We start from the raw sequence: 21356 nt of genomic DNA, 5'->3' as shown, positions 1-21356 counted from the left end.
TCCAGCGGCCTCCCACACCGTTTGCAGTGGATCGGGGCCTCGAACCCACACTCGTGCCTGACCATCAGTCCAGATATTCGTAGCCCTTCACAAAAAGGTTTCCTTTCCCGCGGTTCGCGAGATCGCCGGCAAACTGGATAAGCGTGCGCCCATCGTGCTGTACCGTCCCGATCTTTCTGAAGGTGGGGAGCATACCCCGTGCGGTGCCGTAGACGTAGCAGGAGCCCCCTTTCATGTTTGCGGCCGGGCGGCTGCAGTTCCCGTGGACGACGAGCGTGCCCCCGCGCATCTCCGCCCCGGTCATATCCCCGGCATCGCCGTGGACGATCACCGTCCCGCCCGCGAGGCTCTCCGCGAGGAAATCCCCGGCGCGGCCAAAGACCTCCACGGTGCCCCCCTTCATGCCCTTCCGGCCGCCGCGGTATCCCGAGGCGCAGTAGTCGGCGGCGTCGCCCCGGCAGATGATGGTTCCTCCCGCCATCTCCCGGCCGAGCCAGCCGTCGGCGTTCCCGTGGATCTCGATCGTCCCGCCGCTCATGAAGTTGCCGCAGTGCATCCCGATGCCGCCGAGGACGGTGATCTTCCCTCCGTCCATGTACTCGCCGACTCTCTTCAACCGGAACGTCTCTCCCGAGAGGACGACCTCGACGCCCTCCGCCCGATCGGCCTCGCCCTCCACCGAGACCGAGAAGACCTCGTCGAGCCGGAGCTCCCGGTTCCCCCGCCAGACCAGGAGATCGGTGCCGGCAAGGAAGTTCTTCGGGACGATCGACTCCGCCTCGATCGGGATAAATCCCTTCGCCGCGGGCTTCATCGCGAGCGTGACCTTCATAGATCCGCCTCCGTCTCGATACACCGGTTCCGGGCCAGGTACTCCTCCTGGACCGGGTAGTTGCTCATCCGGACGGTGTAGTAGCGGTCGAACTTCTCGATGAAGTCCGGATCTTTCCCCATATCGTAGTTCTCCGGAACCTTTGGTTTGACCCAGAACGTGGCGTTGGTTCCGTGAACCAGGCAGTCGCCCCGCCGGGCAACGACCCTGCCCCGCTTGATCGTGTATTCTGTCTTGCTGAACCCATCGATGACTTTCTGGTACTCGGCCGAGGGATCGACCTCGCCTATCTTGAGAGGATAGATGGCGACGTCCGCATCGGCGCCCGGCGCAAGATGCCCTTTCCCGAGATCCTGGATCCCGAGCGCCTTCGCCGCGCCGGCCCGGGTCATCACCGCGATCTCGTACCAGTCCAGTTCGCGCTCGATTGCCGGGAGGGGCACCCGTGCTTCGGTATCGGGATGGATCGTCGCGAACTCGGCGTCGCGGTACCGCTTGCTCATCAGGAGGCCGATGATCTCCGGGTACTTGACGAACGGCGCACCGTTCGGGTTGTCCGTCGTGAGCAGGCACTGCCAGGGGCTCTCCGTGAGGAGCGCGAGCTCGAGGCCGATCGCCCACATGATCGAGTTGACCAGGTTCTTGCGCCGGTACATGACCGGGATGATCCCCGACCCCGTCTCGAGCTCCACGTCATGGTTGCTCCACTTCTCGTGGTGGAGGCGGTAGAGGTTGAACTCCATCGGCCCGTCGGCGGTCATCGTCGTCGTCCGGCCGAACATCACCTGCCCCATGTCCATGACGATCTGCGGCCGCATGTTGACGAACCGCGCGATCGGCTCGCTCTTCGAGCAGAAATCCTTCCACTCCGACCCGCCGTAGGCGTGGAACTGGACGTGGGTTGCATACAGCGTCTGCCTCTTTTCGTTCAGGTCGGGGATGAGGCCGAACGACCCGAGCGTGCAGGAGTAGTTCCCCGGGGTGCCCAGGTTGTTGCAGTGGAGGTGGACGGAGTGCGGGAGGTGGAGGAGTTCGTTCGCCTCCACCATCGACCGGATGATCTCCGCGGGCGTCACCTCGAAGTAGGGCACCGGATCGCGGATGCAGGAGACGTTCTTGCCCCACTGCCAGGCCTCGGTACCGCCGGGGTTCGTGAGTTTGATGGCGAACCCCTTCACGGCCGAAAGCGTCCAGGCGATGATCGCGGCGACCCGTTTTATGTCGCCGTCGCGGATCGCCTCCATGACCCCCCAGTTTCCGTCGAAGAGGGTGTTCGCCATCGTGTCCTGCAGCGGCGTGTAGGTAAACTCCTCGTGGGTGTGGCGGGCCTCGAGCGGTGCCATCGCGCCCTCGAGCAGGGTCGTATAGCCCATCACGCTGTAGCGGTAACTGTTGCCGTAGGTCGTCGGGACGCTGTAGCCGGACGTGGCGTGCATCGCCCCCCGGCGGGGCGTCCTCCCTGCCCGCATATCCTCCGGGCTCATGTACCGCCCGAAGTTCACCTTCGTTCCGCAGATATGGGTGTGGGAATCGACCCCTCCCGGCATGGTGAGCATCCCGTGAGCGTCGATCACCTCTGCGGCAGCGCTCACCTCCTCGACGATCTTCCCATCAAGGATGGCGATATCCATCGTTTCGCCATTGATCCCGCGGAGCGGATCGATGACGCAGGCGTTCTTCACCAGGAGCTCCGTCATGGCTGTTGCGCCTCCTGCATCAGGGCGTACATCCGTGCAAGAACCTCTTCGTCGGAGAGGTAGTCTGTCCAGAGGACTCTCCGCGTCCGGATAGGCACCCCGTCCATCCTGTAGGCCGTTCCTTCCGCGTCGATCCCGGTCACCGCGACCGGGATCTGGACGTTGCAGAACGCGGTGGTGGCGTTCGGGTAGGGGTCGAGCTGAACGACCGGGATCTCTGCGAGGTGTTCGAGGCACTTCCGCGGGAAGTGGGCGGCCGGGTCGCTCCCGACGACCAGCGCCGCGTCGCACTCTTTCCGGGCCAGGATGTCCACCGCCGTCGTCTCCCCGGGGTTGTAGAAGGCGATCCCCCGCGAGAAGTCGATCCCGAAGGGATACCCGGTCATCCAGGTGTTCACTTCGTTCGAGCCGTAGACGTTGTAGTGGCCGCGCATCGCCGAGATGGTGAACTTCGTGTGCCGGCTCAGTTCCGAGACGAGTTCGATGGCGTTCCTGATGTTCTTGTACTTCCCCTGCGTCATCGTGAGCCCGAGCCCGAAGTAGACCGCCCCGAACTTCGCGGATTTGCAGAGGTTCGCCACCCGGATAAGCTGCTCGCGGGTGACGCCCGCGACCGTCCGCGGGATCGTGTCCGCCTTCCCCTGGACGATCGCCCGGAGCGCCGAGAGAACCGCATAGTCCCCGCCGGGCCTGATCTGGACGAACTCGTCGGCGATGTTCGCGCTCTCGGTCTTCCTGACGTCGACGACGATCACCTTCCGGTCGCGGAAGGCGTTCTCGAGGAAGAACCCTTCCGCGTAGCGGGTGTAGCGGGAGAGGTGGCGGGGATGGGCGTCGATCGGGTTCGATCCCCAGTAGATGACGAGATCCGCCCGGTTCTTCACCACCCCGAGCGTGCATCCCGGGTGCCCGACCTCCTGGATGGCGAGGATCGAGGGGCCGTGGCAGACCGAGGAGGTGTTGTCGATGACGCCGCGGATGAGTTCGGCCATATGCACCCCCACGCACTGCGCCTCCCCGTGGGTGCCGCTCCACCCGTAGAGGAGCGGCCGTTCGGCGGATAGAAGCATATCGGCGGCGTACTGGATGGCCTCGTCGTAAGTGATATCCTTCCACTCGTCTCCAACGCGCCGGATCGGGTTCTTCATCCTCTTCTCGCCCATGAACTTCGTCGTCCCGAGCTCGCAGGCATTCGTCACGGCGACCACCCTGCCCTCCTCGACTTCGACCTCGATGTCGTCGCAGAGGCATCCGCAGAATGGGCAGACCGCGTCCTTAACGATCATAAGCAAGGCCTCCCAGGTCTTCCATCAGTTCGTGAACGGTCTTTGGTTCGTCGTCGGTCGGTTCGATCTCCACCACGTGGGACTTGAAGTCCGGCATCCCGGTGGAGCGGGTGCCGGCGGCGACGATGTGGTTCGCGTAGGGCCCGTAAGGGACGAAGACGGTGCCCATCTCCACCTCGACCGACGCCACCGCACGCATGACGACGTCGCCGCAGGGCCCGGTCACCCGGACGGTATCCCTGTCGTCGAGCCCGAGTTCCATCATATCGAACTCGTGCATGAAGCAGGTCGAGGTCTCGGCCGCGTATTCGGCGGAGGTCTTGTTCTCGACGGTCACGCCCTGGTTCACCGTCCGTCCGGTGAGCATGAGGTAGGTCACGCCTCTGCCTCCCCTAATTGCACCCCTTCCACCATGCGGGCGACGCGGATCGCACGGTTCGGGCACTGGGTCTCGCAGGTCTTGCACCCCGTACACTTCTCCAGATGGAGTATCCGCACCCGGCCGCCCTCGACCCGCATGATCACCTCGTCGCTCGCGGACGTCCCGGATCCCGCGAGCTGGGGGTCGATCTCCCGGTTGACCGGGCAGGAGACGCAGCAGTTCCCGCACCGCATGCAGAGATTGTCGTCGACATCCAGGTGATACCACGAGGCGAACGCCGTCTTATCGCGGTCGGTGACGTCGAGGATCCGGCCGCTCGAGAGAACTCCTTCAGGGCACGCCTCGACGCAGAGGCCGCACCGGATGCAGTGGCCGGGGTAGACCTCCGGCTCCCACCCGTCCTTCTTGCGGAGGACGGCGATCGCTCCGGGTGCAGGGCAGATCATCATGCAGGAGAGGCAATGCGTGCACTCCTTCTCCGTCCGGGTCGGGTAGCCCTTGAAGTAGGAGGGGGTCTCGAGCGGCGCGGTCTTTACCGAGAAGAACTTCCGGATCCATTCCGGCCGGAGGAACTCCCGCAGGTAGTAGATGAACGATCGCATCTCTTCACCTCTCGTTGCACGCGATGCAGGGGTCGCTGCTGATGAACGTCGACGTCACGTCGGCGATCGACGCGGCATCCACGATCATGAAGTGGGCACAGGCCTCGATGTTCATGATCGACGGCGTCCGGATGGCGATATCGACCACCCGGCCGTATTCGTCGGTCTTGATGGTGTAGGTGAGCTCGCCCCGCGGGGCCTCGCCGGCATACGAGGCCTCGCCCGCCTTGCAGAGGCCGCCGCCCCGGATGGGGCCTTCGGGGAGGGTCTCCACACACTTCCGGATCAGATCGATGCTCTGGAAGACCTCCTGGAACCGGACCATGATCCGGGCGAAGTTGTCGCCCTCCGTCCGGGTTATCTGGGTAAACCCGAGTTCTCGGTAGGTCGGGTGGCGGAGGCGGAGGTCGGAGTCCTCGACACCGCTCGCCCGGGCGGTGGGGCCGACGGTATAGGCGCGGATCGCGTCTTCCCGGCTCATATACCCGACCCCCTTGCTCCTGAGCGCAATCAGCGGGCCGGTCTCGAAGATCCGGACGTGCCGCCTCATCTCCTCCTCCACCTTCGCGAGGTCGGCGAGCAGCGCCGCGGCGTCCTCGGGGAGGAGATCGAACCGGACGCCGCCCGGGATCATGTAGGCGGTGTTGATCCTCGAACCCGTGATCCGCTCCAGGTTGTCGAGCACCGTCTCCCGGGTATTCAGGAGGTACATCGCGAGCGTCTCGTGCTCGATCGTGTAGCAGTAGGAGAAGTTCGCCAGGATGTGGCTTGCCATTCGGTCGAGCTCGTTCACGATGACCCGGAGATAGGCCGCCCGCGGCGGAACAGCGATATCGCTGATCTCCTCCATCGTCTCGATGAAGACCATGTTGTGGATGACCGAGCAGATGCCGCAGACCCGTTCGGCGAGGAACATCACCTCCTGCCAGGGGCGGCCCTGCATGATCCGCTCGATCCCCTTCTTCATGTAGCCGAGTTCGACCTCGGTCTTGAGCACCCGCTCGCCCGCCGTCTCGCACTTGAGGCGGACGGGCTCCTTCCAGCAGGGGTGCATCGGGCCGAGCGGGATGGAGACGTCGACAGTCTTCTTCATGGCTGTTTCTCCTCGTAATCCTTGAATATCAGCGGTGCGACCGAGAGTATGGCGTTCAAGATCTCCGTAGGGCGGGGCGGGCAGCCCGGCACCTGGGCGGCTATCGGTATGTACTTCTCGACGGGCGGGCTCGTCAAGGTACCCCTCCGGGCATAGACACATCCCGATATGGGGCAGTTGCCGATGGCGACGGCAACTTTCGGCTCCGGGATCTTATCCCAGATGTCGCGGAGTTTGTCGACCCACTGGGGGGTGACGGAGCCGATCACCAGGAGGACGTCGGCCTCCCGCGGGTTGTTGTGGACGTAGATCCCGTACTGCTCGATGTCGTAGCGCGGGGCGAGGCAGGCGAGCACCTCGATGTCGCAGCCGTTGCACGACCCGACGTCGACGTAAGCGACGTGGATCGACCTCGAACGGACGGTGTTCTTGATCTTCTGAAGGATGCTCATGAGCGGATCGCCTCCCTGAGCCGTTCTTTTCCTCTTGCTATCGCCTCTTCAAAGGGCATCTCTCTGGTCATTGTTGTCGTGTCGCTGTAGATCGTCTGCATTGTCTCTGTATCCATGAGGGGGATGAACCGGGTGAAGAGTTCGTAGCCGAGTTCTTCCGCGACCGGATCGCCGTCGGCCGCGTGCCGCTGCCCCATCTGCCACCGGGATTCGAGGTTCTCGAGCAGGGACATGTCGAACCGCCGGATCAGCACCATCCGGAGTTTCGCATCGCTCATCCCGAGGCGCTCTGCGATCGCCCGGACGGCCTCGTCGTGTCTCGTGCTCGTCAGGATGTTGTACTTCATCTGGCGAAGGTCTTTTTCGTAGAGGTACTTCACACGAGCACCCCCAGTGCGTGTGCCGCCGCGTAGGCGAGGAACCCGAGCACCATCACCCAGAGCAGAGCTACCTCGTAGCGTTTCAGGGCGAGTTCGTCGTGCATCCAGGTGAGGCCCGCAACGACGGCGAGCAGGACGACCCCCGCCAGCGCCTGGCCGGCCACGCTCGCGTTCCGGGCGACCTGGACGAGGAACACCACGGCGTAGAAAGCCGCTCCCGCCGTGATCAGGAGCCGCATCACGTTCATCCCATCACCACCCCGAGGATGACGATGTAGATGACGAGCGCGCCCGTCACCAGGGTCTGTATCGTCACGGTGTCGTAGGGCGAGAGCATGGGGGTGACGGCGCAGACGAACGAGAGCGATACCAGGACGATGAGCATCGCGAGCAGCGTCAGCCAGAGCGGCAGAGCCCCGATGAAGATGAGGACGAACGCGTAGAGGAGGACGTAGGTCTTGAGGGCGTACGCCACCTCGAGCCCGGCGCGCCAGACCCCGAAGTGCTCGGTCATGTTCCCGCTCACGATCTCCTTCGCCTCGATGATCGAGAACGGGCCGTAGTGCATCTTGGAGAGGATCACGAGATACATCGCCACGGCCGCCGGGAACGCGAGGATGAGGAGCGGGCCGTTCGCCTCCTGGTAGGCCGTGATATCCGCGATCGAGAGCGAGCGGGTGAAGAAGTAGATCGCGATGACGGTGACGAGAAGCGGGAGCTCCGATGCCGCCGATATGACCGACCGGATCGCCCCGAACTTCGTGTAGGGCGAACCCGTCGAGAGCCCCATCCCGTGCTCCACGATCTTGTGGAGGAGGTAGACCGCAAAGAGGAGCAGGATGCTCCCTCCCGAGAGGAGGAGGAAGAGCGCTCCGCTCCAGATGCCGATGGCGACGAAGACGATCCCCACAAAGAGCGTCTGGCTGGCCGTCTTCGGGATCCAGGTCTGTTTGAAGGAGAACTTCAGGGTATGGAGGATCTCCTGCCAGATCGGCGGTCCGGGCCGTCCCTGGACTCTCGCGATGACTTTCCGGTGGATGCCGTGGAAGAGCAGGCCGATGAAGGTGGCAAAGAGCAGGTATTCGATCATGTCAGTATCCTATGAACGGGATATCTTCTTCTCCGGATTTTGCGTTCCACCACAGTGCGATGAAGATGACGAAAGCCGGGAACGTGACGACCGTGACGATCTCCGCGGCAATGACCGGGAGGTAGCCGAGAGCGGCAAGGAGCCCGGCCGCCGTCGCGATAACGCCCGCGGCAACCCCGACAATCAGTGCTGTCCGTTTCTTCATGGCAATCACATCGATATGACGATCTCCGTTACGCGCAGGAAGAGGAGGAGCGAGCTGACGTGCACCATCAGGATGAACGGCGCTCCCTGCGCTCTCGTGATCTCCGCTTTTGCTATGTAGAACGGCGCCATCCCCTCTCCCATGACGCCGAGAACCAGGAACGCCTTCGCGATGAGGGGGACCGTCACCGCGGCGGTGAAGAGTTCCCACATGCTCAGGGTGCCGGTGCTGGAAAGGACGATCGCCGCGCCCCCGAAGAGCGGGACGGTGGCGAGCATCGCGACGATGCCGTACTGGAACGCGGCGTTTAAGACGTGCCGGTTCCGGTAGGCCGCGACGATGCCGATGTTCGTGATCCCCACCATCGAGGCGAAGAGGGTGAAGTTGAAGACGTCCCCGGTCACCATCGCCCCGAGCGTGGCGAGCCCGCAGGCGATCGCCATGAACCGCTGGAACCGCAGGAGGTCCGGGTCGACCACCTTCGTGTAGTAGGCGTCGCCGCCGAACGCGATGTCCACCTGACGCTCCGGGCGGCTCACGATGACGAGAACCGTGAAGATGAGCGCGAAGACGAAGAGCGCCGCGGTGTAGGGGCTGAAGTAGGCGACGATGTCGCCGAACTCCAGTACGAAGAGGTCCGGCCCGCCGATGTTCGCCGTGGGGAGATCAAACATCCGGACCACCCCGCCGCATCGTCCCGACAAGGGACATCTTCGCCATCACTTTGATGAGGATCGCTCCTCCGGCGATCATCACTGCAAAGAACCAGTACGCGGGGAGGAACATGAAGATGAAGAACGCTCCTATCCAGAACGCCCATGCGTAGCCGCTCACGGTCTCGATCAACTCGAACTGCTCGGCGTGCCCCCGGCACATGAAGTAGAAGACCGCGCCGACCGCGGCGATCGCTCCGCCGGTGAATCCCGAGAGGACGATGCCGTAGGCGACCAGGATCAGCGCGAGGATGCCCGGAGCGCTGTCCATCACCTCGATCCGGAACGGCGGCCCCGTCGGCGCCCGGAGCCCTTCCTTCGCGATGTAGACCTCCGAGACGGCCATCAGTTCGGATATCCCGACGACGAGCCCGGGGAGGATGAGCGCCTCGGCGAGGTCGGTGGCGACGAGCGCGATCAGGACGAGGGCGAGGATCTCCGCGAGGTCGGTGAGGAGGATCCGGTGCAGGTCGTCCTTCTCCCGGACGAGGGCGGCAAACCCGATGATGATCGCGACCGCGACGACGATGAGGCCGACCGGATAGGCGATATCCATCAGTCATCCCTCCTGAAGAGGTAACTTGCGATCCCGAACGCCACGAAGAGGATGCTCGTCTCGACGACGGTATCCAGCCCCCGGGTGTTGTAGAGGATCTCGTCGATGATGCCGCCGGGGTGGGCGACGATCGTCGTTCCCATATGGTGGGTGGTATCGGCGAGCCACTGGCTGAACGGGGTCAGGTAGGCCGTCACGTAACCGGCGTAGGGCGAGTTCTCGGGATACTGCGCCTTGACGGGAGTCGTCCCGAACGGTACCCCGCCCCGGTCGTAGGGGTGGAGGGTGCTCTCGGGATCGAGGACTTTCGGGTAGAGCTGGTCGTCGTGGTAGGCGATGAACGGCAGGGTGACGAGGCCGAGCGCGACGACGACGATCGCGAGGAGTGCATAGAGCGAGGTGAGGTTCTCGACCCGTGAGATTATCGCCGATATCCGGGTGATGATCGACCGGTTCGGCGTCATTCTGCTGCCTCCTTGCGCTCGATGGCCCGGACGAGGACGAAGGTCGAGATCGCCGTGACCCCGATGAACGTCAGCAGGGCGAGCATCTCGTCGTAGGCGAGCATGATCAGGAGGAGCCCGAACGCGGGGATCTCGAGGTTGATCAGCCGTGAGAGGTAGGTCTTCTCGCGCGGGAACCCGGCGGCGATCACCCCGATGATGAGGATGATGCAGCCGAGGACGAACTCAGGCGTCACGGGGATCCCTCCTGCAGACGAGCAGCATGATGATCGTGGTGATGGGGACGATCAGGCTGACGGCGATGAGGACGTCCAGGTAGCCGCGGGCGGCGATGAACGGCGCGATGCCGCCGAAGACGATACCGACGGCGATCAGCTTGCCGAAGCGGTCCCGCTGGAGGTAGGCGCTCACCGCCCCGATGACCGCCACGGCCGCGAAGAGGAGGACGAGAAGGTCATCCACGACGCTCACCCCCCGCGTAGGTGCTCGCGATGGCGTTCGACTCGAGCGTCGAGCCGACGAAGTAGGCCGCGGCCGCGACGAGGGCGAGCGGGTGGTCGAGGAGCAGGACGATCGTCCCGGCGACGGCGAAGTTCATGACGTTGACGTAGGGGAGCTTTCTCCCGGTGTTCTTCTCGACGGTGGCCCTGATGACGGCAAAGAGCGCAATCGCGGCGACGATGTAGATCGCGATCACTCTCTGACCCTCCAGAGCCGTGCAAGGAGCCGGCTCGCATGGGCGTGGGAGAGCCCCTGGATGGTGAGGATGGCGATGACCATCCCTGCGATGAAGTCCGTCGCGGCGAATCCGACCAGCGTGAAGCCGTAGACGACGAACGTGGCGAGGACTGCGCCGGTGGTTCCGGCATAGCCGGGGTCGTGGCAGATGCGGTTGCCGATGAAGACGAGCGCGGCCGCGACGAGCCCGCCGGGGATGCCGGCGACGTAGACGCCGCATGCGGCAAGGAGCGTCCCGGCCGAGGCGTCGGGGGAGCAGACGATGTTCCCCATCATGGTGCCGCCGGCGAGAGCGCCGCCGCCGGCCTCGATATCCCGCGCGATAGCCGACGCTCCGCTGACGCCCCCCGCTTCCGGCAATTTGAAGAGAATATCGACGGTAACGAAGAGAATCCAGCTGACAGCGGCCGCCGCCAGGATATGGAGGATCTCACCCAGCATTATCACTCAACTACTGGAAAATACGGTCGATCAATTCAATAAAGGTTTTGTTGTTACCATTTCGGGCATGATTTAGCCGGAATGCATCGGTGGAGCACCCCGGGCACAATACTCCCCCGGGTTAATTTTGTATAAGATATATTATATTTTGCAAACAATATAATTTTCCACGCCCGTCCCGGAGCCGTTGCGCGCCGCAGATACCGGATAGCTGCCGGATCTCCGGGTGCCGGGAGTCTGCGAAAGGCAGGTACCGGGACACCCGGAGCGCAGGGCACCGGCGACCCCCGGCCGCCGGGGAACAAATATAATGCTCCCGGCGCCGACATATATGCACGCGGGGGTTGCCGAGCCAGGTCAAAGGCGCTGGATTTAGGGTCCAGTCTTGAAGGAGTTCAAGGGTTCGAATCCCTTCCCCCGCATCCTGACGTCGGGTTGAACCTCTTTTCTGCACTTCTTTGGGGGAGCGCGTCCCTGGTAAGGACGGGATCGGTCATACGTGGATAGAGGTTATATTCCCGGGACATACCGAACGCTCCGGAGGATATGCGGTGCGAGAGCCGGTTTTATGGCATCGCGGCCGACGAGGTCGACTTTTCTCCCGAAGAGATCTTCGAGGAAGAACTTGATGTCCATGTATGTGTCAAAAGAACGTCCTCCTTCCTTGAACTCGATGAGAATATCGATATCGCTCTCTTCATGCCCCTCGTCCCGGGCAAACGACCCGAAGACCCCGATCCGCCGAACGCCCAGGCTCCTGATCCGTTCGCGGTGTTCCGCCAGCGCACCGAGAATGCCGTCAGCCGTAAGCATGCCGTATCATCTCCGATATATGTATCAGTACAATTCTTCGAGGTCTTTCTCGGCCAGTTTCAGGATGTATTCTTCAGGAGCATAGAGTTTTGTCATTTTTTTAGGGTGTTTCCTCAACCTGACTACCACTCGCTCTTCCCCGGGTTTCAGGGGTCGGTCGAGCTGGATTGTCGTGTCGTCGATCAGTCTTCCGTCGACTTCTACCGGCATTGTCCCCACTCCATGGATCACTATTGCCGCCGGGAAAATTAAAGGTTCTTCGCTCCTGTGTGCGGGGATTGATGCGGCCGGTACGGGTGATGGATGGATGCGTGGCGATCGTGGTGAAGCCCTGCGCCAACTTCCTCATGCAGGAGGACTGGCTCCTGCATCAGGCCGCCCCCTCCACAACCGCGATCTCCTCCTCCATGAGCCCGTACAACTCATACACCAGCCTATCGATCTGCCGGTCGGTCGCATAGATCATCCCGGCGAGCACCTCCTTCTCATGCGGGGCCTTCGCCGCCGCGAGGCGCCTGTTCAGGTCGAGCATCTTCTCGACGAGGGCGACCATGCGGTCACGACGGGGTGAGAAACAGCGTAACTAACGTTAGGCTTCGTTAAGAATCGACTGGATTTCTCGCTTAAGGACCGGAAGATCATCGCGCAGGGTCAGGAACACCGCTTCGTAATCCACGCCGAAGTAATGGTGGACGATCTTATCCCGCATCCCCGCAGCCTCCCTCCAGGGGATCTCCGGGTACTCCCTGCGCAACTCCGGCGATGCCATCTTTGCCGCCTCGCCGATGATGGTCAGCATGCGCTCGATCCCGGCACGCTCCAGCCGGCGGTTCCGGAGATCCTCCGCCGATCCGATGCCTTCGGAGAACTCCTCGATGCTCAGTATGGCATCAAGGATGTGGTGAAGATATGCGGAAGTCCTCCGGCGTCATAGATCACCACGGCGTCACGGTAGATTGCATCGGCAAGGTACGGGCTCACGGCGTTCTCGGTGACGAGATCCACCTTCATGCACAGAGCCCGGGCAAGCTCGTCCTCGATCCGGACAAGCGAAAAAAGGCTTTTTTTGCGGGCGAACCTGACCAGGATATCGATATCGCTCGACGGGTTGGCGGATCCCCGCGCATAGGAGCCGAAGACCGCGATCCACTCGGCATCGTTTCGGGTGAGTATCGCGATGATAGTCTCGCGTGCCATCCTGGTTAATGTGCGTCCTGCCACTCTGCCCACCCGTATCTATACTGGTTAGTATGACGCTCACCCGTATCAGTCTTTTGAGGGGCAAAGCGGCTCTCCGGGGGAGACCATGAGGTTCCGGATCACTCCGTCCTGTACCAGGTCGTCCGCCAGGAACTCCTCGTAGTCCATTCCCCGGGTGTATCGGTCAATTCTCCTGATAGCCTCAAGGATATCGTGGAGATAGAGGTTATATTCCCGGGACATACCGAACACTTCTGAGGATATGTGGTGCGAGAGCCGGTTTTATGGCATCGCGGTCGACGAGGTCGACTTTTCTCCCGAAGAGATCTTCGAGGAAGAACCTGATGTCCATGTATGTGTCAAAAGAACGTCCTCCTTCCTTGAACTCGATGAGAATATCGATATCGCTCTCTTCGCGCTCTGCTCGAAACCTTCGGTTTCTCGAACTCCGCTCTTTCGCACCTGACGGTGCTCATGCTCCGGACTCGAAGACGCTTCGCGTCTTCTCAAGCTCCGGACGTTGTCCGTCGCACCCTTCGGCCCATCGCATTCCAGAGCGTCGTTTCGCCCAGGGCAAACGATCCGAAGACCCCGATCCGCCGGACGCCCAGGCTCCTGATCCGTTCACGGTGTTCCGCCAGCGCACCGAGGATGCCGTCAGCCGTAAGCATGTATTATACTCCTGTTACCCGCTCATCAGGATAACGCTTTTCCCCCGGGGTTGCCGGTCGCAGGGTTGTGCCGGGAGAGTGCAGGGCGCCGTCCGGCTGAAACATATCGCAACGGCCGGGAGGCTCGGGGAGAATCCCCCCTCACGCCAGCTCGTGCTTCCGCAGAAACTCCCGAACCTGCCTCGACTCGATCCAGCCCCGGTCGAGGTCCCGGACGTAGCCGTTGATCCGGTCGACCTGCTCACGGATCTTCCCCGTAGCCGCCTCTTCGTCGATCAGCTCGGTCATGCCCAGGATCACCTGGAGCGGCTGGCGGATATGGTCGCCGAGGATCGCGAACTGCTCGATGTTCCGCTCGATCTGATCGAACGCGTGCTGCCGGAGTTGTTCGTTCTGTTTCCGCTCGGTGACGTCCCTGCCGACCACGTGCACCCCGATCACCGACCGGTCGCGGACGATCGGCGACTCGTTCAGTTCGAGGCAGGCCACCGATCCGTCTTTCCGGTGGAACTCAATCTCGAGCCCCTCGACCGGCTCGCCCCGGGCAATCTTCGTTCGCCCCTCCTCCCAGGCGGGGAGCGACCCGGGGACGACGAAGTCCCGGCACCTCCTGCCGATGATCTCATCGGGCGTGTAGCCGAGGATGCGGTTCACCGCCGGGGAGATGTAGGCGATCCCGCCCTCGTTGTAGCAGGTGTAGATCATATCGAAACTCTGCTGCATGATCTCCCGGAACTGCGACTCGCTCTTCTCGAGGGAGTCCCATGCCTGGAACCGCTCAATCATGCTTCCGAGCCGTCCGGCAACGATATCGAGCAGCGCCCGCTCTTCGGCGAGGAACGGGCCTTCGTCCCTCTCCGGCCTCTCGTGGAGGTAACAGACCTCCACCATCCCGACCGTCTCCCCGCGGACGACGACAGGAGATACCTGCCGCCAGGGCGTCTCCGCGAAGCGTTCCGTCGCAAACCGATGCCCGTGCACCGTGATCCTCGCGACGGTATCCTCCGGGTACTCCCAGCCGGAGGGGAGAACCCGGACGACTTCACGGAAGACCTCGTTGAGCGAAGGCTCCGATCGCCGTTCGATGATCCGGGATATCTCATACAGGATCGAGAGTTCCTTCACCCGCTCGTTCAGGTCGTGCGTCCGCCTCCGCAGGGCATCCTCCCCCCGCTTCTTCCCGGTGACGTCCCGTGCAACCGCCGCAACCCGGATGACGTTGCCCTGCTCGTCGGCGGCCGGGTAGAGGACGACGTCGTACAGCCGCCCATCCCATGCGTCCTCGAACCGTGCAGGCCGGCCCGACGCGACGACATCCCTGAGGCGTGCCGCGTACACCGCCGCCGCATCCGGCGCGAAGAACTGGAGTATGTTCCGGCCGATGAGATCCTCCCGGCTGCGCGCAAACCGCCGTGTCGTCATCTCGTTGGTGTCGAGGAGCCTGCCATCCCTGTCGAGGAGGACGATCATCTCGCTCGGGGCGTTCAGGAGCGCCCGGGCCGTCGCCTCGCTCTCCCGGAGTTCGTCCTCGGCACGCCTCCGGTCGGTGATGTCGTAGAGCTGCTCGACGATGAACGCCACCTCGCCCTTCTCATCCAGGATCGGGCTTGAGCGGCACTCCAGGTACCGCCCGAGTTCGGGCACGAACTTCTCCACGACCTCCCGCTTCCTGCTCGCGACCGCAAGCTCCGTCGCACAGACCGTGCAGGGCGACGTCCTCCCGAGGAGGTCGTAGCACTTCCGCCCCGCCACCTCCTCCGGCGTCATCCCGAGCATCTCGTAGCCGGCGCGATTGTAGCGCAGGATCGTCCTGTCCGGCCGCTGGACGCCGACGATATCGCCGAGGTTCTCGAAGAGCCCCTCGAGCAGGGTGTTCGCCTCCGCGAGGCGGCGGCATGCCTGCTCCTCTCCGGTGACGTCCTGCCAGGTGACAGTGGCGCCGGAGACGGCCCCGTCCATGATGATCGGCGAGGCGGATACGACGGCATGAAGATCTTCCCCGCCGGGATCGTGGATGGTGTAGCGGCAGGATGCAAGCCTCTCTCCCCTGAGCGCCCGGTGCCCGGGGAGTTCGCCGGGAGGAACCGGTTCGCCGCCGGGGTACCCGAGCGATACGTCCAGCCTCCCGAGGAGCGCCCGGGCAATTCGATCCTCCTCGCCCGGGCCCGCCGCGACCACCCCGCCGCCGGCGTCGTAGACGATCCCCTGCCTGCCGACGGCGGCAAGAAGGGCATCGCGCTCCAGCTCTGCGCGGGCGGCACGGACGGCCAGATCGTGGTTTTCGCCGAGCAGGGTCTCGATCCCCGCCGCCAGCCTCTCCCGCGACCGGCAATCGAGGACAGAAGCGGCTTCCTGCAGTATCTCCAGAAGGTTCCCCGGTAATTCGTCTCGCAGTTTCTCCATATATCACCCCAGAAGCTCTTCCGGCATCCAGGTACCTCCCCGCTTTTCGTGCCCGCCCGGCGCACTCCGATCGGTTGCAGGTTTCTTCGGCTTCGCCGGGGGGTTCGATGGGCACGGCGCGGGTACGAGCCGTCGAACCGTCAACCGCCGGGACGAACAATGCAGACATCAATATATTTTTAATCAGATAAAAGGGGTTGGCATCGCAATCCTTAACCGGGGGTTGAGCGCGGGTGGAGTACAACCGCGGTAGACGACCACAATGTAGATAACCGATACGCGTACCTCCGTGATGCGGCGGGAGAACCCCGCACCGGGTGCGAGAATGCACCATCGCAAAAACCACTTCTTCCCGGAGCATCCCGGCAGAAAGGCATTGCCGGCGGCACACAGCCAGTTCGCGATCATAGCTCCCGACATCGGGCTCATATTCCTCTTCATCGCGCTGGTCTCCTGCTCACCGTTCCTGGTCGCCCTCTGGTACGGCGAAGAGGGCATCCTTCTCCCCATGGCCTCGGCGCCGGCGGGATTCGGCATCGTCGGTGTATGGCTTGCCGGCGTCCCGAAGGTGGAGGGAGAAGCACGCCTCTCCGTCGCCCTCTCGGCGGTCGCCCTGATCTGGCTTGCCGCCGCCCTTATCGGCGCACTCCCCTACACGTTCGGCCTCAACCTCCCCTACACCGACAGCGTCTTCGAGGCGATGTCGGGCTGGACGGGCACGGGGTTCTCCCTCCTCCCGTCGGTCGACGCCACGCCGAAGACGATCCTCTTCTGGCGGTCGCTGACCCAGTGGATGGGCGGACTCGGGATCGTCGCGTTCACCATCGCTCTCGCGGGAAGATCCGGCCTGACCCGGTTCCGGCTCTACCGCTCGGAAGGCCGGTCGGAGACGTTCATGCCGAGCGTCGTGACCACGGCCGTCGAGATGTGGCGGATATACCTGGTGCTCACCGCCCTCGGCGTCGGGCTCGTCCTCCTCTCGGGGATCCCCCTCTGGGACGCCGTAAACATCGTCATGACGACGATATCGACCGGCGGGTTCGCGGTGCATTCGGCCGGCATCCTCTACTACGACAGCCCGCTGCTCGAGATGCTCCTTGTCCCGATCATGATCGCCGGGGCGCTGCCGTTCAAACTCTACTTCCTGCTCTACTACAAAAAGAGGTTCCAGCTCTTTGCCGACCGGCAGGCAATCCTCCTCTTCGCTCTCATCATTGCCGGGTGCGCCGCCATCACCCTCGACCTCGCAACCGTCTCGGCCCTCCCCCCTGCCGAGGCCCTCCGGGAGGGGCTCTTCATGACCGTGAGCGGCATCACCTGCACCGGGTTCCAGAACGCCGACCCTAAAACCTGGTACGGCTCGACGGTGATGGTCCTCGCCGCGCTGATGCTCGTCGGCGGATCGGCCGGAAGCACCGCCGGCGGCATCAAACTCGGCCGGGTCATCCTCGCCCTCGAGATGCTCCGGTGGTGGTTTAAGAGGCTCCATACCGGCTGGCGGGCGATCACCCCACTCCGGCACGACGGCCGGCCGATCCTCGAACACCTCCCGGAATACGAGGTCTCGAAGAGCATGCTCGTCGTCGTCCTCTTCGTCCTGATGGTCGCCATTGCCACCCTCCTCCTGCTCCACCTCGCGCCGCAGGGGGGCTTCGACTCCGCCGAGATCATCTTCGAGGTCGTCTCCGCCGCATCCAGCGTCGGGCTCAGCACCGGGTTCGTCAACCCCGCGATCTGCCCCGCGGCGAAGTGGCTCTTCATCATCGTGATGTGGGCGGGGAGGCTCGAGATCGTGCCGGTCCTCGCCCTGGTCTTCGGGGCGGCGCGGAGGCTGTAGACCGCGGGGTTCCGTGCAGTCCGCCTCCTCAGGCGTTCGCAATAGCGGGGGGAGGAGACCGAGCAGTGTAATCAAGGAAAAAAAGGAATAGAGTATGCAGGTGGTTCAGTTCTTCTTAGCCTTGTCCTGAACCTTCTCCGCCTTCTTCTCCTGCTTCTTATCCTGGGACTTCTTGTCCTTTGCCATGGATGACACACCTCCCTCCCGAGGTGGGATAGATCTGATGTCATCCGGTCGGGATATAAATATTACGGACAGTCCGCCGTGTTACACGGAATCAGAACAAAATAAGGGAGTTTTTCCCGGCATCCGGGCTGCAGCGGGAGAGGGGATCGCACCGGAGCGCCCTATGCTTCGCGCCCGGCACTGGAGAGCATGTAGAGTACGACGAGCGTGAGCGCCCCCACCACCTGGACGCCGATCACGAGGGGCACGACCGGGATCGCGCCGGCAATCGCGAAGCCTCCGGGTAACGGACCGATATCGGCCGGCGTCCCTGCGGGCGCCGAGCCGGGCTCGGCAAGCCAGTCGCAGAAGAGCGCTGCGCCGACCGCAAGCATGACGACCGCCATGAGTCCGAAGATGAACAGCCCGAGTATCTCGGTCTTTCGGAGCGTTCTTCCTGCAACTCGCATCGATACCATCTTTGCACCCCTGCTCTCATGCATCTTCTTCACCCCACATCCCCCGCCCGGTGGTTACGGTTCCGGACAGGGGCATACTCTCGATTGTCATGACGGGAGACCCGGGTAGGTCCGGGTTCTCCCCATCTGCCTGTGTAGAATTGCTGAAGCGCCGAAAGATGACCGGCGGCCACAATTCTACATGATTGAACATGACAATACTATGAGAAACTAGTTGTATTTAATAGTTTGCCCCGCCCCTTCCACCACGCCCAAAGAACCCGATTCACGCGAATCGGGCTACTCAACCCGGGTTCCGGCGGCCGGTGCGGCGGGGTGAACCACCGGCAGGGAGGGGCGACCCTCTCGCCGGGCAAAACCGCCGTCAGAGAGAGTACTGCGGGAAAGATGTAGAATACACCAAGACTTTTATTCGTTTCGCCCCAACGAATATAAGAATGGCCCGCATTTACCTCGGCAAGATCTTGCTTCGCTGGTGCGACGCCTGCCATGCTCCCGTGCTCTCCGGGGTCTGCGCATGCGGCGCCCCCACCCGTCCGGTAGCCGTCACGCCGCCGGGAGACGCCCGGCCCGCGTTCCCCGACGACATCGAGCGGATCAACCGCATATTCCGCGAGCACTTCGGAGCGGCGCTGGTACCGGAGGGCCACATCGCGCTCCTGAACAAGGTTCCCGCCGACGACCGGATGGACGAGATCGTCCTCGGCGGGGCGGTCGTCGGCGCGGTCCGCTACTTCCCCGACGAGCACCGCTGGGAACCCCTCCCACGCCCGGCCGCCGCGAAGTACCTGAAGCCGACGAAGCGCTACGTCGTCGTCGACGACGGCGCGATCCCCTCCATCCTCGAGTCCGGGGCAAGCGTCCTCGCACCGGGCCTCGTCTCGATCGACCCCGCCGTCGCCGAAGGCGACGAGGTCTTCATCCTGACGAAGGCCGGCGAGTGCGTCGGCGTCGGAAGGGCGAAGGTCGATGCCGCAACCGCCGGGACGATGGAGCGCGGAGTCGTCGTCAGGACGCGAAAGAACGTCAAGTCGGTCTGTGTTCCCGGCGAAGCGACGTGGGAAGATGCCGTCAGGGCCAACGAACCGGCTCTCGCGGACTACGAGTCGAAAAGCATCCGGTTCGTCCGCGAGGTCGCGGAACAGAACCCAGAGAGGCCCACGGTCTCCTACTCCGGCGGCAAGGACAGCCTCGCGACCCTGCTCGTCGTCTTAAAAGCGCTCGGGCCGGTGCCGCTCCTCTTTGCGGACACGGGGCTCGAGTTCCCCGAGACCTGCGAGAACGTGGACGCGGTGGCGGAACGTTACGGGCTCGAAGTCTTGAAGATCTGCGACGACGAGACCTTCTGGAAGACGTTCGAGGAGAACGGCCCGCCGGCCGTCGACAACCGCTGGTGCTGCAAGGTCTGCAAACTCCACCCTGTCGGCCGCCTGATCGACGAGAACTGGGGAGAATGCCTCTCGTTCATAGGGCAGCGGAAGTACGAGTCGGTGAAGCGGATGCAGAGCAGGCGGGTCTGGAAGAACTCCTATGTCCCGCAGCAACTCTCGGCGGCCCCCATCCAGCAGTGGACGGCGATGCACGTCTGGCTCTACATCTTCCGCGAGAAGGCGCCCTACAACCCCCTCTACGAGCGGGGGCTCGACCGCATCGGGTGTTTCATGTGCCCCTCGAGCGACCTTGCGACGTTTGCAATCATCGGGGAGTCCCACCCCGGACTCCTGGAGATGTGGTATCGAAGGCTCGCCCGGTGGCAGGAGGAGCGGGGGCTTCCCGACGACTGGATCGAGCGCGGACTCTGGAGGAAACGGGGAGACGCGGATGAAGAAGAAGATAGTTATAATTGATTACGGCCTCGGCAACCTGCGAAGCGTGCTCCGCGGCCTCGAGCGGGCGGGAGCGGCGCCGACGATCACGGCCGATCCGGAGGCGATAGCGTCCGCCGACGGGATCGTCCTCCCCGGCGTAGGGGCGTTCCGGGACGGGATGGAGATGCTCGGCGATCTTGCAGAAACCGTCCTTTCCGCCGCGAACGAGACGCCGCTCCTCGGGATCTGTCTCGGGATGCAGATGCTCATGGACAGAAGCGAGGAACACGGCATCCACCGGGGGCTCGGCCTTGTTGCGGGCGACGTCAAAAGGTTCGTCCCGGCCGCCGGGGAGAAGGTTCCCCACATGGGCTGGAACACCATCACTATCGATCCCGGGATCCCGCTCTTTGACGGGCTCCACGAGGAGGAGTACGTCTACTTCGTCCACTCCTACTACGCGGCGGCCGCACCGGCGAACACCATCGCGAGCACCACCTACGTCCACCCCTTCGCCTCGGCGGTCAATAACGGGCTCACCTACGGCGTCCAGTTCCACCCCGAGAAGAGCGGGGCGGTGGGGCTGAAGATTCTTGAGAATTTTATCGAGCGGATCTGCTGAGTTGAGACCTCCTGAACGCGACCGGCCGAAGGCCTTCGCGCCGGGAGCGTGAGAAGAACAAAATTCTTCGAGCGAGGGGGGCCTGGCTCCCGGTTTCTTAGTCCTTTGGGGCGGTGCGTTTTTTGAGGGAGTGGTGCAGCGAACGGGGGGGCCAAGGTTTGATAATCTTAGGTTTGCTGTGGAGATCGCATCGCTAACACGGCTTTCAGGTGGCTATCGCCATTTGGGGAGGCGGCTCGCGGGGAGGGGGGATACTCCCCCCTCCCCTGTCCCCACCCCATAAGTTGACGTGTAACCCCCACCCCGCCCGGCCTCCGGCCCCCTCCTCTGCACCTGCGGTGCTCAAACTCCCGCCGTCCGCTCCGCTCCCGGCAGTCGTTCCCCGCCCCAGGGGGCGGGGGCAGTGCGTGGCGATATCCGCACGAAA

General features: G+C 63.4%; 31 protein-coding genes and 1 tRNA gene. 4 read left to right on the top strand and 28 right to left on the bottom strand.

The window, feature by feature from the left end; all coding sequences use genetic code 11:
* Window positions 1–64: 64 nt before the first annotated feature.
* The 18 genes from MCUHO_RS03200 to MCUHO_RS03115 are packed head-to-tail and all read right to left on the bottom strand — an operon-like array spanning window position 65 to window position 10931.
* Entirely contained in the window at window positions 65–832 is a 768-nt protein-coding gene (locus MCUHO_RS03200; protein WP_067073297.1) for a formylmethanofuran dehydrogenase subunit C, read from the bottom strand.
* Entirely contained in the window at window positions 829–2529 is a 1701-nt protein-coding gene (locus MCUHO_RS03195; RefSeq protein WP_067073294.1) for a formylmethanofuran dehydrogenase subunit A, read from the bottom strand. The genes MCUHO_RS03200 and MCUHO_RS03195 overlap by 4 nt, the downstream gene beginning before the upstream one ends.
* Window positions 2526–3815, bottom strand: a complete 1290-nt coding sequence (locus MCUHO_RS03190) for a formylmethanofuran dehydrogenase subunit B (RefSeq protein ID WP_067073292.1) — start codon at window positions 3813–3815, stop codon at window positions 2526–2528. Before MCUHO_RS03190 ends, MCUHO_RS03195 begins: the two co-directional genes overlap by 4 nt.
* Window positions 3805–4194 carry a molybdopterin dinucleotide binding domain-containing protein gene (locus MCUHO_RS03185; protein ID WP_067073291.1) on the bottom strand — a complete coding sequence of 130 codons (390 nt, stop codon included), beginning with the start codon at window positions 4192–4194 and terminating at the stop codon, window positions 3805–3807. Before MCUHO_RS03185 ends, MCUHO_RS03190 begins: the two co-directional genes overlap by 11 nt.
* Window positions 4191–4799 carry a 4Fe-4S binding protein gene (locus MCUHO_RS03180; protein ID WP_067073289.1) on the bottom strand — a complete coding sequence of 203 codons (609 nt, stop codon included), beginning with the start codon at window positions 4797–4799 and terminating at the stop codon, window positions 4191–4193. Before MCUHO_RS03180 ends, MCUHO_RS03185 begins: the two co-directional genes overlap by 4 nt.
* A 4-nt stretch (window positions 4800–4803) precedes the next feature.
* Window positions 4804–5892 carry a hydrogenase large subunit gene (locus MCUHO_RS03175; protein WP_067073287.1) on the bottom strand — a complete coding sequence of 363 codons (1089 nt, stop codon included), beginning with the start codon at window positions 5890–5892 and terminating at the stop codon, window positions 4804–4806.
* Entirely contained in the window at window positions 5889–6344 is a 456-nt protein-coding gene (locus tag MCUHO_RS03170; RefSeq protein ID WP_067073284.1) for an NADH-quinone oxidoreductase subunit B family protein, read from the bottom strand. The genes MCUHO_RS03175 and MCUHO_RS03170 overlap by 4 nt, the downstream gene beginning before the upstream one ends.
* The gene (locus MCUHO_RS03165; protein WP_067073283.1) at window positions 6341–6724 is read right to left on the bottom strand and encodes a DUF1959 family protein; all 384 of its coding nucleotides are present in this window, start codon (window positions 6722–6724) and stop codon (window positions 6341–6343) included. Before MCUHO_RS03165 ends, MCUHO_RS03170 begins: the two co-directional genes overlap by 4 nt.
* A complete protein-coding gene (locus MCUHO_RS03160; protein ID WP_067073282.1) occupies window positions 6721–6972 on the bottom strand; it encodes a hypothetical protein in 252 nt (83 codons plus the stop codon). Before MCUHO_RS03160 ends, MCUHO_RS03165 begins: the two co-directional genes overlap by 4 nt.
* Complete coding sequence (locus tag MCUHO_RS03155; RefSeq protein WP_067073279.1) at window positions 6969–7814, bottom strand: respiratory chain complex I subunit 1 family protein; 846 nt, start codon at window positions 7812–7814, stop codon at window positions 6969–6971. The genes MCUHO_RS03160 and MCUHO_RS03155 overlap by 4 nt, the downstream gene beginning before the upstream one ends.
* 1 nt (window position 7815) lies before the next feature.
* Complete coding sequence (locus tag MCUHO_RS03150; RefSeq protein WP_067074429.1) at window positions 7816–8019, bottom strand: hypothetical protein; 204 nt, start codon at window positions 8017–8019, stop codon at window positions 7816–7818.
* Between the two features lie 5 nt (window positions 8020–8024).
* Complete coding sequence (locus tag MCUHO_RS03145) at window positions 8025–8693, bottom strand: hypothetical protein (RefSeq protein ID WP_067073277.1); 669 nt, start codon at window positions 8691–8693, stop codon at window positions 8025–8027.
* Window positions 8686–9288, bottom strand: a complete 603-nt coding sequence (locus MCUHO_RS03140; RefSeq protein ID WP_067073275.1) for an EhaG family protein — start codon at window positions 9286–9288, stop codon at window positions 8686–8688. Before MCUHO_RS03140 ends, MCUHO_RS03145 begins: the two co-directional genes overlap by 8 nt.
* A complete protein-coding gene (locus MCUHO_RS03135) occupies window positions 9288–9752 on the bottom strand; it encodes a DUF2106 family protein (protein ID WP_067073273.1) in 465 nt (154 codons plus the stop codon). Before MCUHO_RS03135 ends, MCUHO_RS03140 begins: the two co-directional genes overlap by 1 nt.
* Window positions 9749–9988: an EhaE family protein gene (locus MCUHO_RS03130; protein WP_067073259.1), complete on the bottom strand. Its 240-nt coding sequence runs from the start codon at window positions 9986–9988 to the stop codon at window positions 9749–9751. Before MCUHO_RS03130 ends, MCUHO_RS03135 begins: the two co-directional genes overlap by 4 nt.
* Window positions 9978–10214 carry a DUF2108 domain-containing protein gene (locus MCUHO_RS03125; RefSeq protein WP_067073257.1) on the bottom strand — a complete coding sequence of 79 codons (237 nt, stop codon included), beginning with the start codon at window positions 10212–10214 and terminating at the stop codon, window positions 9978–9980. Before MCUHO_RS03125 ends, MCUHO_RS03130 begins: the two co-directional genes overlap by 11 nt.
* The gene (locus MCUHO_RS03120) at window positions 10207–10449 is read right to left on the bottom strand and encodes a DUF2109 domain-containing protein (protein WP_067073255.1); all 243 of its coding nucleotides are present in this window, start codon (window positions 10447–10449) and stop codon (window positions 10207–10209) included. The genes MCUHO_RS03125 and MCUHO_RS03120 overlap by 8 nt, the downstream gene beginning before the upstream one ends.
* On the bottom strand, window positions 10446–10931 hold the full coding sequence (locus MCUHO_RS03115; protein WP_011844014.1) for a hypothetical protein: 486 nt from the start codon (window positions 10929–10931) through the stop codon (window positions 10446–10448). Before MCUHO_RS03115 ends, MCUHO_RS03120 begins: the two co-directional genes overlap by 4 nt.
* Before the next feature lie 337 nt (window positions 10932–11268).
* On the opposite strand from MCUHO_RS03115, the gene MCUHO_RS03110 reads away from it, so the two are divergent.
* Window positions 11269–11353 (top strand) — tRNA-Leu (locus MCUHO_RS03110).
* Window positions 11354–11441: 88 nt separating this feature from the next.
* Here the strand turns inward: MCUHO_RS03110 and MCUHO_RS03105 are convergent.
* From MCUHO_RS03105 to MCUHO_RS03070, 9 genes are all read right to left on the bottom strand, one after another.
* Window positions 11442–11744, bottom strand: a complete 303-nt coding sequence (locus MCUHO_RS03105; protein WP_067073253.1) for a nucleotidyltransferase family protein — start codon at window positions 11742–11744, stop codon at window positions 11442–11444.
* 24 nt (window positions 11745–11768) lie between these two features.
* Complete coding sequence (locus MCUHO_RS03100; protein WP_048063766.1) at window positions 11769–11954, bottom strand: Rossmann-fold NAD(P)-binding domain-containing protein; 186 nt, start codon at window positions 11952–11954, stop codon at window positions 11769–11771.
* A 160-nt stretch (window positions 11955–12114) separates the two neighbouring features.
* Window positions 12115–12297, bottom strand: coding sequence for a hypothetical protein (locus tag MCUHO_RS03095; RefSeq protein ID WP_011844008.1), 183 nt, complete (start codon window positions 12295–12297; stop codon window positions 12115–12117).
* Between the two features lie 36 nt (window positions 12298–12333).
* Window positions 12334–12600, bottom strand: a complete 267-nt coding sequence (locus tag MCUHO_RS03090) for a HepT-like ribonuclease domain-containing protein (RefSeq protein WP_235808173.1) — start codon at window positions 12598–12600, stop codon at window positions 12334–12336.
* Between the two features lie 23 nt (window positions 12601–12623).
* Window positions 12624–12941, bottom strand: coding sequence for a type VII toxin-antitoxin system MntA family adenylyltransferase antitoxin (mntA, locus tag MCUHO_RS03085; protein WP_048063764.1), 318 nt, complete (start codon window positions 12939–12941; stop codon window positions 12624–12626).
* A gap of 69 nt (window positions 12942–13010) precedes the next feature.
* On the bottom strand, window positions 13011–13187 hold the full coding sequence (locus tag MCUHO_RS12290; protein ID WP_235808143.1) for a HepT-like ribonuclease domain-containing protein: 177 nt from the start codon (window positions 13185–13187) through the stop codon (window positions 13011–13013).
* Entirely contained in the window at window positions 13171–13335 is a 165-nt protein-coding gene (locus MCUHO_RS12580) for a nucleotidyltransferase family protein (protein ID WP_235808172.1), read from the bottom strand. Before MCUHO_RS12580 ends, MCUHO_RS12290 begins: the two co-directional genes overlap by 17 nt.
* A gap of 115 nt (window positions 13336–13450) precedes the next feature.
* Entirely contained in the window at window positions 13451–13615 is a 165-nt protein-coding gene (locus tag MCUHO_RS03075) for a hypothetical protein (RefSeq protein ID WP_235808142.1), read from the bottom strand.
* A gap of 141 nt (window positions 13616–13756) precedes the next feature.
* Window positions 13757–16018, bottom strand: a complete 2262-nt coding sequence (locus MCUHO_RS03070) for a PAS domain-containing protein (protein ID WP_067073245.1) — start codon at window positions 16016–16018, stop codon at window positions 13757–13759.
* A 325-nt stretch (window positions 16019–16343) separates the two neighbouring features.
* On the opposite strand from MCUHO_RS03070, the gene MCUHO_RS03065 reads away from it, so the two are divergent.
* Window positions 16344–17855 carry a TrkH family potassium uptake protein gene (locus MCUHO_RS03065; RefSeq protein WP_067074425.1) on the top strand — a complete coding sequence of 504 codons (1512 nt, stop codon included), beginning with the start codon at window positions 16344–16346 and terminating at the stop codon, window positions 17853–17855.
* 347 nt (window positions 17856–18202) lie between these two features.
* Here MCUHO_RS03065 and MCUHO_RS03060 read toward each other — a convergent pair whose 3' ends face one another.
* Window positions 18203–18523: a hypothetical protein gene (locus tag MCUHO_RS03060; protein WP_153019994.1), complete on the bottom strand. Its 321-nt coding sequence runs from the start codon at window positions 18521–18523 to the stop codon at window positions 18203–18205.
* 413 nt (window positions 18524–18936) lie between these two features.
* On the opposite strand from MCUHO_RS03060, the gene MCUHO_RS03055 reads away from it, so the two are divergent.
* Together MCUHO_RS03055 and hisH are read left to right on the top strand one after the other, a co-directional pair.
* Entirely contained in the window at window positions 18937–20346 is a 1410-nt protein-coding gene (locus MCUHO_RS03055; RefSeq protein ID WP_067073241.1) for a phosphoadenosine phosphosulfate reductase domain-containing protein, read from the top strand.
* Window positions 20321–20929 (top strand): imidazole glycerol phosphate synthase subunit HisH, encoded by a 609-nt coding sequence (hisH, locus tag MCUHO_RS03050; RefSeq protein WP_067073239.1) that lies wholly within the window; start codon window positions 20321–20323, stop codon window positions 20927–20929. Before MCUHO_RS03055 ends, hisH begins: the two co-directional genes overlap by 26 nt.
* Window positions 20930–21356: the final 427 nt, after the last annotated feature.

It is taken from the genome of Methanoculleus horonobensis (assembly GCF_001602375.1).
Classification (GTDB): Archaea; Halobacteriota; Methanomicrobia; order Methanomicrobiales; family Methanoculleaceae; genus Methanoculleus; species Methanoculleus horonobensis.
This window is presented reverse-complemented; position numbering and strand designations above follow the sequence as displayed.